We start from the raw sequence: 11,949 nt of genomic DNA, 5'->3' as shown, positions 1-11,949 counted from the left end.
GTGTTCCGCTGTAGAACGCAGCGGAACACGAGCTGCAGGCGTCCACCATCGTGACCTCATCACCGCGTCGCGTAGCACCACCACCGAAAAAAGCGCAGGCGTTGGAACCTTCCAAGGCGCCCGCGATGCCACCACCCGCTGTGAGGCCAACGTCTATGGCAAGCGCCGGTAAAGGGTCCACCGCGGGTAATACCGTGATGCTCGGCCTTATCTTTACCACGATAGGTTTTCTTTTGAACAGTGCCTGGCAGCAGACCCAGCCGGTGGCCCGCAAGGGCTCCTCGGGCGGACGCAGCAAGGTCGCGGCGGATGCCAGCTGCGGCAGTGATAAAGGTGTTCCCGTTAAAAAGGTGGCTGTCGCCACGAAACATACTCCCGTTGTGCCCGTGTCCCCGCCTGTGGAAGCCGCAGCGGTTGCTGTCGTGCCCCCGCCAGCGCCTGTTCATGAAGGCACTTCGGAGCCGATGCTGAAAGGGCTATCCTTGCGTGCGGTGGAATTGCGGAAGGGTCCCGGTTCTGGTTTTGAAATTGTGGATTCCTTGCCTCCGGGTTTTGCATTGGAAGGTGCGTTGACCACCGATCGGCAGTGGTTGCGAGTCAGGCCAGGCGCCTTTGTCAGTGTGGATGCGATTCAGTTTCAAGATCCTGCTGCGGCTGGCTATCAACCTTACTGGGTGGGACAGAATATTGCGAATATTCGGGAGTTCCCGCTGATTTCGTCACGCGTCTTGCGCAAGGCGGAGCCAGGTTCTGAATTGAAACTGCAGATATTCAATGGGGAATGGGCCCAGGTGTCGGGCGGTGGATTTGTCTTCCGTAAGCTCGTCACGAATGAAGCCCCGCGGACGCTGCAGCTGCCGGCTGTGATGCGGGTGACGGTGGAAAAAGCCGAAATTCACGGTGGGCCGGGTACGCAGTTTCCCGTCCTGGGGATTTATTTCCGCAATCACAAAGTTGAAGTTCAGGATATGCAGAGTGGTTGGTTACGTATTGGGCCGGACCAGTATATTCGGGCCCAGGAGATGGAGCTATCGGTGAAACCTCAAAATGATAAGACGATGTAGGAGACAACTCATGGCTAAAACCATCGCAGCCTACAAGGGCATATGGAAGCAAACCGTGCCTGCAGCGGCAACCGCGGTTTCGGTGGAAGCACCGGCCTCGCGTTCTCCCATCGTGCCGGCTTCGCATGATAGCATGCATCTTCGGTCCGCATTTGCAGACGATGAGCCCACAAGTCCGAGCCTCGCTGTGCAAGCGTTGCTGTTAGCGGAAACCAACGCAGCAGCCCAGGCGGTGGCCGATGCGATTGCGTCCGTCCTGGCGACAGAACAAAAACCTGTGACACCGGTGAACCATTCTGCATCATCGACCAAGGCCGAATCATTCAACAAGCCTTCACCTTCTGAAGAGACCCCAGCATTTCTAGAGCATCGCTACCGCATGCTGGTCCTCAAGGAGCACCAGCACAAACTCGGCCGCGATCTTCTGGAAGCCGGGCACCGTGATCCCTGGCAACTGGCATGGGCGATCGTCACCAGTTTGGGCCAAAGCTTTCGTCCGTGGGCTCACGCCCGTATTTTTGCATTAGGTTGTTACCTTGGAGTGGAAATGTCCCCAGAAATCCTGCGTCAGCTCCGGCATCCGCTTTGGTTCCGTCGCTACCGCCGATCCATGTTCGGACTCTGGCGACTGCTCGAGATCCTGGTGCAGAAAACAGGGCAAAAACCGTTATCCCGGTTGATGTTCCGGCTGTTTTATCTCTGTCCGCCTTTAGCGATCTTGATCTACGAAAAGCAGCTGCAGGCCGTACTGCAAAAGGCTCAGGGCACGAGCCCCAGCCCAGCGGCAGCCTTTGCCAACGCGACTCAAGGCAAGTAGCGTTTGAGTTGCTGTTTCATGCGTTGGGCCCAAAGTTCCCGACGATCCTGCGGCTCGATCGGACCTGGATTGATCTTTACTCTTTGTTCGAGCTTTTGCAGTTGACGCCAAAGCCAAAGATACCGCTCCCGAAGGGCCAGGAGGCTGCCCCGTGATTCGCGTGGTGGCATATTCCATCCTTTCAAATGATTCTCTTCATTGTAAGTCAATCGCAAGGAAGGCGTACATATGATCGAAGAACGAAGAAGTCTGGAAAAAGATTGCGAGGAGCTGAATGAAGCTGTCCGCAAGGCTGTGCTGTTAAACCTGGATGTTTTTCTTCACGAGCAGAAAAAAAGAGAGGCCGCTGCATGGCAGGCGGCCTGGATTCATTGGAATGTTAATCTTGAGGATACTCATCCTCACGCGTCCACATCAGACCACGGCGCATCATCAAAGATGGGCCCGTCGGTCGCGTGAACTACTCTCTATCATTCCGAACCTAAAACTCCTCGTGGTTGTGAATCGGGATGCCTCACGATCGAAGCTGCCTGAAGCAGCTTGCCTTTAAGGTGGGCCACCGCTCGGGACTTGGCGCCAGGAATGATGACTCATAATGGGGTTGCCTCCTTCTGGTTGCCGGAGAGTTCCGATAACTCTCGCCCGACTTATAATACTCTTCGACCAGTCGGCCAGGTAAGCAAAGTGGACGGCAAAATCACCAATACGTTCCAACCCTTATCCTGCTTATTAAGGAAAATTACCAACTGAGCCGTCAGCTGCAGACGGGTTAGGCTCGACTCACCGACCGTCAGCTGCCAGGCGTGGCCCCTTCATAGTGCGCGCGCAGCCAGGCCTTCAGATCAGCAAACACCCGATCTTTCTCGGGTTCGTTAAACACCTCGTGATACAGCCCAGGATAACGGATGATCTTCTTTTCAGGCGCCTGCAGGGCCCGATAGAGTTCCTCGGTGCCTTCCGGATTGATGACCTGATCCGCCATCGGCAGGAGGACCAGGAGCGGCACGCGGAATTCCTTGGCGCGACGGAGGGTGTCGTTCTTGGCCGCTAGATAGGAAAAATAGAAACCAGGCGACGCCAGGCCGTGATTCAAGGAATCTGACTTATAATGCTCGACCACGGCCGGGTCGCGGGAAATCAGGTCCCCCAAAGGCTCGGACGGCAAAGGCAGGTAAGGCACCAGTTTGTTCAACAAACCGGCGGCGAATTCCTTGACTCGTCCCACCGGAAAACCCAGTTCAATCATCGGTGCGCTGACAGTCAGCGAACGGATCGGCATGTTATAGAGCAGCGCCGCGCGCAAAGCGATCAGACCGCCCATGCTGTGGCCGACGACGTGAATCTCGGCCTTGCCATATTTTTCCATCAGATAATTATGATAACGCCGCACAGCCGCGGCGGCGTCGTCTGCATAGCAATCAAATTTATCCACGTGACCGCGGATACCCGTGGACTGGCCATGACCGCGATGATCGATCAGATAAATCGAACCCACTTCATTTTTGAGATAATGCGCCCAGTGAATATAGCGACCGCTGTGTTCGCCCTGTCCGTGCAAAATCACAACGGCACGATGCGCCAGCTGTGGATCGACTTTCTCGGGGCGGAACAGGTGACCAAAAATCTGTACCTTGCGATCGGCGCTATCAAAACTTTCAAACTCCACGATCCAGTCGTCTTCCTTGTTAGGAAAGCCGCGTGGTCCTTGAGGAACCTGAGGTCTCTTGCGTTTCAGCTCGGGGCGATAGGGAAAAACGGGAGCAAAATGACAGGTTAAAGTCGTTGCGTCCATAGCGTGATCCTCGTTGTTGACAGCTGAGGAAATTGTATAGGGGAAAGACGAAAGGCTGTCATCACATATCCGAGGGAGGTGAACCGCCCGAGTGGGCGCTGGCAGGACGGGGCCAGGCAGGCCCCATCGAGATCAACTGGCTTTGGTCAACGATTTGGGATCGATCTTTTTAATATCCTCACTCCGTTCGATGAGGATGTCGCGCATTTCCGTATAGCATTCCTCGCAAATGGCCTGGCCGACCAGCGCGCGTTCCATGTCACCCCAGGTCACCAGGGCGGCAAGGGCCTGATCGCTGAATGGGCGCTTCTCAAGCCTCGCGGCGTTGCCACAACGTGGGCAATCCTGGATCTTTCCGCGCATAAGCAGCATCCTTTCCGTATGGTACTGGGGTGGTATGACTATCATTATGGAAAGGCGTTCACCCCGATGTCAACCCCAGCTTAGCTGTCTACCACATGATTCCCAAGTTCAAAAAAATTTTGCTCACTCTTCGGCGGTCCGGAGCGGTTTCTTGAAGGGTTCCGGATCCTGCGCGCAAAGCCGAATAGTCTCGCTCAGTTGACGCCACCTCTCGGAACCAATTATGCTGAATCGTACGACTTACCGGTAAGCCTTGTCCCAGGAGCAAACAATGTTCCCTCGAACACTTGTGCGTGGCTTTATGCTGTGGCTACTCAGTTCTGCTTGTGCTCACGCTGGCGTTTGGCTGCAGGCCGGTGAAAGTGTGATGGAGCAGGGAGATTTCTTGCTCCATCCTGGCATTCAACTCGGTCTGGGCCTTGATGATGGCACCCGATACCGTGTGGATTTTACCGGAAGGCGCTTTGGTTCCTTTCTGGAAATGACCACGATGCTCAGCCGCGATGAAATTCTCAAAATTTTTCCCTGGCCCGAGCTCACGGCCCGTTACGGTGTGACCGTGATGGACGCTTATACATCCTATGACCCACCAGGAGAACCGAAAACATCGGTGCATGATGTCAACATCGGGCTTTGTCTGGGCCTGGCCTACACGCTTTGGAGCGAAGATCGTTGGCGGGTCAACGCTGAATGGAATTCGCAGATCTATGCGGCGGGTTTTGCCTTTCTCTTCCTGACGACCGCCCGCAAGTCGATTTTCACCCTGGGTGCTGAGGTTGCCCTATGAAACACTGTATGCTGCTGCTCCTCGCTCTCATGCCGTCCGCTTTGCACGCGAAACAGCTCCATCTTCTCATTGGACCGCCCTCGCTCGGGCAGGGTGGATCCAATCCCGTTTCCATTCCACCCGGCAATCCCGTCGATTGGCAGTTCACCATAGTCACGGATTCGCAGCGCGAGTGGGTGATCAGCCTCGTGCCGGGCCTTCTGTGGGGGCAGCGCTTTTATAAGGATGGTTTCTATGCAGCGCTGGGCGGCGGCCTGCTCGTCACCAGCTCCGGAGTCGGCGTCGGGGTGGATCACGCCTATGGTTATGAATCGGCCCCGTTCTGGCGCCGTTTTCGCTATCAGGTTGAATATCGGCAGGTGGTTGGCATTGGCAATTACGGCTGGCAGTTTCCTTACACATTTCGGATGGGAATGAGCTATGCGTTGTGAATTGATTTTGATTCTCTTGTTCAGCAGCACGCCGGCTTTGAGTTTTGTTCATATCAGTCAGCTCAAACCGCGGTTACCCGTGAGTCCGGACCATCCTACCGTGACCTTCCTTTGGAATGGCGATGCGCCGAACCTCACCGAAAAAGAGGACGTGCTTGATGGCAGTTTTGCTGATTCCAGCGATCAGGATCTTATGGCCGCGCTCCTGACAACCGCGATGAACACCTGGAATAACGTGCCAACCGCTTACGTGGTTCTGAATTCGCAGCAGGACCACGCCGCGCATATCGACGAGAACGATGAAATTTTCGCTATAGTCGTTGAGGAGCAGGATTCTCAGGCCGTGGCGGCAGCCGCTCTGCCGAGTTTTATGACATCCGATCCGGAAGCGACGGATAGCGAAAAGAATCCGCATATCATTCACGACTGTGACATCAGCGTCTCAAGCAGCAGCGTCTCAGCCAAAGGCCTGCTGCGCACCCTCGTGCATGAACTGGGGCACTGTCTCGGGCTCGGCCATCCCCATAGCAGCTATCGTTCGCTTATGTCCTATTCCTCATTGGATGAGTCGGCGAACCTGGCTTTGGATGACAAGGCTGGCGTGAGTTTCCTCTATCCCGAGCCCGGCGAGTCCGAAGATGTCCAGTATCTCACCACGTGCGGTGCGGTCGGTGGTCAGGGGAAGGGGACCGCGCTTTGGTTCGTGTTGCCCTTACTCCTCATAGGCTGGCGACGCTTCGCTGGAAAATAAGCCGAACGCTTTGTCTTTCGCGGGGGATCAACTATCCTTAAGACATCACCACGATCTTGAAGGGGGCAGTCATGTCCGCGACACTTGTTTATTTAAGTGCTCACGCCAACCGTCGTCGAAGCCTCCCCCTTCGATTGAAATTGCAGGACATTAAAGCATGGCCTGCCGGCAATGTGCTGGACGCGATCCAGCTTGTCAGGCAACATGCGCCCGACCTGATGCTGATCGATCTTGATGCTCCTGAGAACGAAGAGCGAGCGATTCTTCAGCAGCTGATGCTGCACGTGGATGTTCGTTCTGTACCGCTGGTGGGGCTGGCCCCTGCGGGCCAGCAACCGCTGCTGGAACCCTATGTCGAACTTGGTCTGAAGTATGTTGTGGCGGATGACGGCAATGATAGTCATCTGGCGCAAAACCTCGTCGACATCGGCCGGGAACGAAGTCTGAACCGCCCTCACGTGTTTTTGATGGAAGATGATCCTGTTCTGGCCGAAGTCCTCGTGATGGCTCTGCAGGAATCTGGTTTTCGCGTCACGACCACCGCTCAAGGCAGTGAAGCCCTTCGCCTGCTGCGTACCGCGACTTTTGATGCCATCGTTACGGATATTCACGTCAAGGAATTCAGCGGTTTTCAGCTCATTGAGTTTCTGGCCCAGCAAGGGGTTCGTACGCCCGTTATGGTGATCACCGGCGCCTTTCCCCAGGGCTTTCACCAGCTGGCGCGCAAACTGAATGTGGCCGAATATTTTGAAAAGCCGCTGGACGTAGCGGCCTTTATCAACCGCCTGCGGGCGCTGATTCAGGAACGCCGACGGTCGGCGTCCTAATGTTTATTTGTGCATGAACGTAAACACGCCATCCCAATCCGCAGCCGGTGGGTTCAGTCGATACGCCGAACAGCGATCCCTATAAAGTGCAGAAACCGTGTCCTCTGGCTTTTGCAGAAGGCAGCTGTGAAACGCGCTCATCGCGTCATCCCAGCGTTTGTCCTTATAGGCCTGCCGACCGATATGAAAGGTCTCGATAAATTTCCCTAGATCCTGCATGGAGCGGAATGTTTCGGGACGGACGAGTTCATAAACATGGACGGGTTCCAGCTTGCCTTTGACACGAATATAATCGAGATCCCGCGTGATAAAGCGGCCCGGCGTCAGCTGCTTTTGCGTATATTCGCTGATAATAATAGGAATGCCATAATCCTTGGTCAGTCCTTCCAAACGTGAACCGAGATTCACAGCATCGCCCATGACGGTATAGGTGAAGCGTTCCAGGGAACCCATGTTGCCCACCGACATGGGTCCCGTATTGAGCCCAATGCCGATATCGATGGAGGGGAACTGCTTTCTTTTAAAGTCCTGCCTCACATGATCCAAAGCGCGCAGCATATCAAGGGCCACCTGAGCGGCAATATCCGCATGATTCGGCAGGGCTACAGGCGCGCCCCAGAAGGCCATGATCGCATCCCCGATGTATTTATCCAAAACGCCGCCGCTTCGTAAAATCAGCGACGTCATGGGCGTAAAATAATCGTTCATCAGTTCGCAGAGTTTTTCCGGTGACAGGGATTCCGAAATCGTTGTGAAGCCACGCACGTCCGAGAACAGCACCGTCAATTCCTGGCGAACACCACCGAGCTGCATTTCCTCAGGATGCTCCAGCATCTGGTTGATGACTTCTGGACTGAGATAATGCTGGAAGGCACCTTTCAGTTTTTTGCGCTCCAGTTCCTCGGTCATGTATTTATAGATCGTGGTCAGAAAACCCATCGCAATAATTTCCAGGCAGGGAACGGCGATAAAGGTCCACACACCACGGCCAAACCACAGATATTTATCCAGATAGTAGTATCCGACCACAAACAGCAAGACCATGATGCCTGACATCAGGGCATGGGCATAGATCATCAGAGGCGCAAAGACGAGCCCCACGCCCAGGATGATGAGCAGCTCTGTTTTATAGATGGAAACCGGCCGACGCAGAAAGTTGCGACTGACGATGTTGTCGATCGCCGCAGCATGGTTTTCCACGCCATCGATTCCGGGATCAAAGGCATTGGGCCGGACATCGTTGGTCCCCGCGGCAGTCCCGCCCAGCAGCAGAACCGCGCCCTTGAGCAGTTTTTTATCCTTGTCACTGAACGTATTGTGATACGCATCAGCCAGGCTGAAATGTTTGAACGAACCCCCAGGTCCTAAAGGATTGAGCAGCATACGTCCGGCGCCGCGGGTATCGATGGGGATGTCCTGCACATCTTCCGGATTCTCACGGCTGACCAGAGCGACGGTCTCGATACCAAATTCATCGAAGACGACGAAAATTTCGCGATTCAGGTACTCGGCTGCGGTTTTTAGAGCCAGCGACGGCATCAGCTGTCCATCAACATTCGCCACCAGGGTCACCCAGCGATTGATGGCATCACTGTCATTATCGTTACTGAAAAACGCAAAATGCTGTCCGACTGCCGTGAGTTCTGCGGTATTCGATACCAGACCGTAGGCACGACTGAGTTCCGTGTAATCATGAAGGCTGCGCCCGTTCGGCAAATCCGCGACAATTTGCGACGCATCGGCCATCGGTTTGAGCTGCGGAAAGGCCGCCTCCCGATCCTTGCGATTCAGTTCCGCTTCACGAGGGTTGCTAAAGTAAAGGTAGCCAAGGGTGATGTCGTTAAAGGCGGCAATGGCTTTTTGAAAGGATTGATCCGCCGGACTGTGACTTTGCATGGCCTGGTACTGACGCAGGTTCTTTTGCACATTCGCGGGCCGGCCATCCTTTTGAAGCGATTGGAAGATCGGCTGGAAATCTTCATTGGCCGTGCGCTCGGGCTCGGAAAAAATAGCATCAAAGCCTATCCAATGAACCCCCAATTTCTTAAGGTTGTCAAAAGCTTGCGCATAGTAACGCCGAGAGAAGGGCCAACGCCCGAACTCAGCGATGGAGCGCTCATCGATCGCCAGGATTCCCAGCTGTCCGGAGCCTTTGATAGGCCCGCGCATCTTCAGGCGGTAATCGAGTAATTTGCTTTCAATGCGATAGATCAGATCCGTTTCCGTTTTGGCGAAACGAAATGATCGATAATGTTGAAACATTGCATAATAGCTGCCGGCGATAACGAGAAGGCAGATCGCGATCAAACCCAGTTTATGACGGAATGATGATTTTTCCAGCATGGTGGTTAGCGCTTGAAGTATTTGTCATAGATGCCGCCTTCCAGCTCATCGAGCTCCTGGCTACTGGGCTTTCGAGGCGGAGCTGCAGGCTTTTTCAAAACGCCGGCTTTTTCCAGAGCTTCAATTTTTTCCGCACTGGGCTCAGGGGCACGGACCAGGGCTTTTTCCAGAGTCACGGCCTGCAGCACTTCCAGGTTGTCGATCGCCTTGCCCGCAGCTTCCGCGGCTTCAATGCGCTTATAGAGATCGGGGTCGCCAGTCTGAATATCTTTTTTGGTGGAAGCGACGGCCGTGGCTTCGAGCAGGGCAATCGTCTTTTGAGTTTCAGGATCGGGTGCCGCTTCGTTGGGCTGATTTTTTTGGAAGTTGACGCTGTCTTGAATAGCCCGCAAATCCAATTTATCGGTGGCTGCGACCTTCATGGGAACCGTGTTTTGCGGCGGCACCGATGCACTGAAGCCGGTTTTGACTTCAATCGTTTGGGGCTGTTCGCCGGATTTCGCGACCTGTGGCGTGACCGCAACCGCGCCACGCAGAACAGAAACCACCGATCCGCCTTGATCCGAAAAGGCCGCGACGTGAAAGTCTGTACCACGAATGCCCATGACCATGGTCCGGGTTCGAACCTCAGACTTGCTACGGGGACCGTCCTTGGAAATCACAGCACGGAATTTGCCATAGATAAGTTCAGAAATCGGCTTGTCCTTGCCATCCTTGGTTTCCAAACTGACTTTATAGGATGACGAAGGCGAGACCATTATCTGATCCCCGTTGGGATAGACCAGCCGGACCATGGTTTTATCCGACGTTTGAATGATGCTGCCGAGCTGAATTTCGGAACCGAGACGGGCCGGCTCCACATGATAGTATTTCCCTTCAAACAGCGCATGAGGGGGCTGTCCTGCTTTTTTATCGGAAGGCTGCGACAGAATTTGTGCTTTGCCAAAAAATCGCGTGATCTTTGCCGTATGATCGCCAGCCGCGCCCCAGGCCGGAAGGCTAAAAAAAATGGTCAGGATCCCGAGTTTTTGACGAGACTTCATGCGTGCTCCGGTAAAAGAACATTTGATCTTGGTCTTTGGACAACCTAATCTAGTAACAAGTAGAAATGCTACTTCTTTAGCAAGCGAAACAGCAAGGGGAGCCTGCATGAAAAATTCAAAAGCTGGAATTTTTTCTCTGGCATTCCTCGTTGCAAGTTCCGGTGCCGCGCTGCAGGCCGAGTCGGCACCAGCTTCGAAGGATGGTTATCAGTATCCTGAACTGCTGGTGGTACCCAAAGCCAGTCAAAGACTGGCGACGCTGGCCAATCAGGAAAGCAAATCGCGCTTCAGCACACACGTGGTTCTGCAGGCCCCGGCTTTCTTCACGCTGCTGGCCGGTTTAAGTGCCACGGGCATGAAAGAACCACAGAGTCGGGAAGCGGGCGCGATTGCGTCAGGGATTGGTCTGGGTTGGTTGATCGGAACGGTGGGCCTGAGTGCCATGTACACGCCCTATCGCAACGGTCAGCAGGACATTGCAGGCATGGGCGACAAGTCTACCGAACAGACTCTGATCAAGGAACGACGCGCCGAAGAAGCCCTTTATTTTCCAGCCTATCTGATGCGTCGCGTGCAATATATATCCGCGTTCACCAATTTCGCCGGTGCCATTGCCGTCACGTCTCTGCCTGAAGAAAACGATAAGGTCAAAGCCCTGGCCGGTGTAGCCGCAGTCATGGCTTTCCTGCCTTTGGTGTTTGATCATCCTTGGATCATCAATCACGATCAGCAGCAGGAATACAAAAAGAAAATTTATGGCCCTGTCACCCAGTTGATCCTGATGCCACAGGAAGCAGGGGACGAGGACGATGAACTGCAGTGGGCCCAAGCCCGTCCGACCAGGCCGGCTTTAACCCCTGGCATCGAGCTTTCACTTCGCTTCTGAAGGTGGGGCAGGGGATCGGGTGAGACCTGCCAGTTGCCGGGCGAAGTGCACGGCCTTGGATCGGTCCAAACCCAGTTGGTTTTTATCGCGCGCAAATTGATAGCCCGGAATGAAATTGCGTCCAGCATCCGGGCTGATGGCCATCATCTCCTGGGTCACCGCCAGTGCATCGGATGTTGTGAGCTGGGGCCCGTCCTTGTTGCTGCGCAGAAATTCAAGTAATTCCACGAAACGCTCGGCAACGGACCGACTCTGTTCAGGCTCGCCCATCAGGGTCAGGTCGCGGGCAAGATTCGCACACGCGGGTTTCGGGAGGGCCAGACCTTTTTTGGCGAGGCAGAAGTCGACCAGTTTCACATAATCCTGGCGAATCCACGGACCCTCACCACTTAACGAGCGGGCCAGGTCCAGCGCCTGCTGCAGGGACAAGTCCAGGTATTTTTCCAGATAAGCGGCCTTAAAGACTTCGACAAAATTTTCCGCGCTGTCATCCCCGGTCTGGGCCGTCTCCAGGGCGATCGTGGTCGATTCCTGCAGGGTGAGGCGGGCATTGATCAGGAGGTCAAACACGCGAATGAAGCGACCCGCGGCGCCGTCACAGCCTTTGGCGACCGCGAAGGCCGTGCGCGAGGCCTGATCCTTGGTGAAGGCAATGGCCTTTTTATCCAAAAGGTAGTTATACGCGGTAACATATTCCTTATAGGCGTCGCAGGCCGCGAGAGCTCCCGGTGCCGCCAACAGAAAACTGCAAAAAAAGCCAAGAATGATGTGCATGCTGAACCTCCTCGCTGCCTTACCGCATTATATCATTGTCCTGAGCACTGGGAACTTTTAACCCCTATCTG

General features: G+C 54.7%; 14 protein-coding genes. 8 read left to right on the top strand and 6 right to left on the bottom strand.

Annotated features, from left to right (window positions below; genetic code table 11):
- Positions 1 to 155: 155 nt before the first annotated feature.
- Together VE954_RS22640 and VE954_RS22635 are read left to right on the top strand one after the other, a co-directional pair.
- A complete protein-coding gene (locus tag VE954_RS22640) occupies positions 156 to 1,064 on the top strand; it encodes a hypothetical protein (protein ID WP_324957052.1) in 909 nt (302 codons plus the stop codon).
- 10 nt (positions 1,065 to 1,074) lie between these two features.
- Positions 1,075 to 1,881 carry a hypothetical protein gene (locus tag VE954_RS22635; protein ID WP_324957050.1) on the top strand — a complete coding sequence of 269 codons (807 nt, stop codon included), beginning with the start codon at positions 1,075 to 1,077 and terminating at the stop codon, positions 1,879 to 1,881.
- Here the strand turns inward: VE954_RS22635 and VE954_RS22630 are convergent.
- Positions 1,869 to 2,051 carry a hypothetical protein gene (locus VE954_RS22630; protein WP_324957048.1) on the bottom strand — a complete coding sequence of 61 codons (183 nt, stop codon included), beginning with the start codon at positions 2,049 to 2,051 and terminating at the stop codon, positions 1,869 to 1,871. The genes VE954_RS22635 and VE954_RS22630 overlap by 13 nt on opposite strands.
- A 58-nt stretch (positions 2,052 to 2,109) precedes the next feature.
- Here VE954_RS22630 and VE954_RS22625 point away from each other — a divergent pair, with 58 nt between their 5' ends.
- Positions 2,110 to 2,340 (top strand): hypothetical protein, encoded by a 231-nt coding sequence (locus tag VE954_RS22625; RefSeq protein ID WP_324957046.1) that lies wholly within the window; start codon positions 2,110 to 2,112, stop codon positions 2,338 to 2,340.
- Between the two features lie 331 nt (positions 2,341 to 2,671).
- Here VE954_RS22625 and VE954_RS22620 read toward each other — a convergent pair whose 3' ends face one another.
- Together VE954_RS22620 and VE954_RS22615 are read right to left on the bottom strand one after the other, a co-directional pair.
- On the bottom strand, positions 2,672 to 3,673 hold the full coding sequence (locus tag VE954_RS22620) for a lysophospholipase (protein ID WP_324957044.1): 1,002 nt from the start codon (positions 3,671 to 3,673) through the stop codon (positions 2,672 to 2,674).
- A gap of 132 nt (positions 3,674 to 3,805) precedes the next feature.
- The gene (locus tag VE954_RS22615; protein ID WP_324957042.1) at positions 3,806 to 4,036 is read right to left on the bottom strand and encodes a hypothetical protein; all 231 of its coding nucleotides are present in this window, start codon (positions 4,034 to 4,036) and stop codon (positions 3,806 to 3,808) included.
- A gap of 271 nt (positions 4,037 to 4,307) precedes the next feature.
- Here VE954_RS22615 and VE954_RS22610 point away from each other — a divergent pair, with 271 nt between their 5' ends.
- From VE954_RS22610 to VE954_RS22595, 4 genes are all read left to right on the top strand, one after another.
- Entirely contained in the window at positions 4,308 to 4,823 is a 516-nt protein-coding gene (locus tag VE954_RS22610; protein WP_324957040.1) for a hypothetical protein, read from the top strand.
- Positions 4,820 to 5,254 carry a hypothetical protein gene (locus tag VE954_RS22605; RefSeq protein ID WP_324957038.1) on the top strand — a complete coding sequence of 145 codons (435 nt, stop codon included), beginning with the start codon at positions 4,820 to 4,822 and terminating at the stop codon, positions 5,252 to 5,254. Before VE954_RS22610 ends, VE954_RS22605 begins: the two co-directional genes overlap by 4 nt.
- A complete protein-coding gene (locus VE954_RS22600; protein ID WP_324957036.1) occupies positions 5,244 to 6,005 on the top strand; it encodes a matrixin family metalloprotease in 762 nt (253 codons plus the stop codon). Before VE954_RS22605 ends, VE954_RS22600 begins: the two co-directional genes overlap by 11 nt.
- A 71-nt stretch (positions 6,006 to 6,076) precedes the next feature.
- Positions 6,077 to 6,832, top strand: a complete 756-nt coding sequence (locus VE954_RS22595; protein WP_324957034.1) for a response regulator transcription factor — start codon at positions 6,077 to 6,079, stop codon at positions 6,830 to 6,832.
- A 3-nt stretch (positions 6,833 to 6,835) separates the two neighbouring features.
- On the opposite strand, the gene VE954_RS22590 is transcribed toward VE954_RS22595, so the two are convergent.
- Both VE954_RS22590 and VE954_RS22585 read right to left on the bottom strand, forming a co-directional pair.
- Positions 6,836 to 9,175, bottom strand: a complete 2,340-nt coding sequence (locus VE954_RS22590; protein WP_324957032.1) for an adenylate/guanylate cyclase domain-containing protein — start codon at positions 9,173 to 9,175, stop codon at positions 6,836 to 6,838.
- Positions 9,176 to 9,180: 5 nt separating this feature from the next.
- Entirely contained in the window at positions 9,181 to 10,218 is a 1,038-nt protein-coding gene (locus tag VE954_RS22585; RefSeq protein WP_324957030.1) for a FecR family protein, read from the bottom strand.
- Between the two features lie 106 nt (positions 10,219 to 10,324).
- Between VE954_RS22585 and VE954_RS22580 the strand changes: the two genes are divergently transcribed.
- Positions 10,325 to 11,104, top strand: a complete 780-nt coding sequence (locus VE954_RS22580; protein WP_324957028.1) for a hypothetical protein — start codon at positions 10,325 to 10,327, stop codon at positions 11,102 to 11,104.
- On the opposite strand, the gene VE954_RS22575 is transcribed toward VE954_RS22580, so the two are convergent.
- Complete coding sequence (locus tag VE954_RS22575) at positions 11,090 to 11,878, bottom strand: hypothetical protein (protein ID WP_324957026.1); 789 nt, start codon at positions 11,876 to 11,878, stop codon at positions 11,090 to 11,092. The genes VE954_RS22580 and VE954_RS22575 overlap by 15 nt on opposite strands.
- Positions 11,879 to 11,949 lie beyond the last annotated feature (71 nt).

Source organism: Oligoflexus sp. (genome assembly GCF_035638955.1).
Taxonomy (GTDB): domain Bacteria; phylum Bdellovibrionota_B; class Oligoflexia; order Oligoflexales; family Oligoflexaceae; genus Oligoflexus.
The sequence above is the reverse complement of the archived record's forward strand: the minus strand, read 5'-3'. Positions and strand labels throughout refer to the sequence as shown.

Excerpts from the sequence above, each read along its gene's own strand:
- VE954_RS22595 (WP_324957034.1), top strand. The coding sequence starts at position 6,077 with ATGTCCGCGACACTTGTTTATTTAAGTGCTCACGCCAACCGTCGTCGA.
- VE954_RS22635 (WP_324957050.1), top strand. The coding sequence starts at position 1,075 with ATGGCTAAAACCATCGCAGCCTACAAGGGCATATGGAAGCAAACCGTG.
- VE954_RS22575 (WP_324957026.1), bottom strand. The coding sequence starts at position 11,878 with ATGCACATCATTCTTGGCTTTTTTTGCAGTTTTCTGTTGGCGGCACCG.
- VE954_RS22605 (WP_324957038.1), top strand. The coding sequence starts at position 4,820 with ATGAAACACTGTATGCTGCTGCTCCTCGCTCTCATGCCGTCCGCTTTG.
- VE954_RS22600 (WP_324957036.1), top strand. The coding sequence starts at position 5,244 with ATGCGTTGTGAATTGATTTTGATTCTCTTGTTCAGCAGCACGCCGGCT.
- VE954_RS22615 (WP_324957042.1), bottom strand. The coding sequence starts at position 4,036 with ATGCGCGGAAAGATCCAGGATTGCCCACGTTGTGGCAACGCCGCGAGG.
- VE954_RS22585 (WP_324957030.1), bottom strand. The coding sequence starts at position 10,218 with ATGAAGTCTCGTCAAAAACTCGGGATCCTGACCATTTTTTTTAGCCTT.
- VE954_RS22625 (WP_324957046.1), top strand. The coding sequence starts at position 2,110 with ATGATCGAAGAACGAAGAAGTCTGGAAAAAGATTGCGAGGAGCTGAAT.
- VE954_RS22630 (WP_324957048.1), bottom strand. The coding sequence starts at position 2,051 with ATGCCACCACGCGAATCACGGGGCAGCCTCCTGGCCCTTCGGGAGCGG.
- VE954_RS22620 (WP_324957044.1), bottom strand. The coding sequence starts at position 3,673 with ATGGACGCAACGACTTTAACCTGTCATTTTGCTCCCGTTTTTCCCTAT.
- VE954_RS22580 (WP_324957028.1), top strand. The coding sequence starts at position 10,325 with ATGAAAAATTCAAAAGCTGGAATTTTTTCTCTGGCATTCCTCGTTGCA.
- VE954_RS22610 (WP_324957040.1), top strand. The coding sequence starts at position 4,308 with ATGTTCCCTCGAACACTTGTGCGTGGCTTTATGCTGTGGCTACTCAGT.
- VE954_RS22640 (WP_324957052.1), top strand. The coding sequence starts at position 156 with ATGGCAAGCGCCGGTAAAGGGTCCACCGCGGGTAATACCGTGATGCTC.
- VE954_RS22590 (WP_324957032.1), bottom strand. The coding sequence starts at position 9,175 with ATGCTGGAAAAATCATCATTCCGTCATAAACTGGGTTTGATCGCGATC.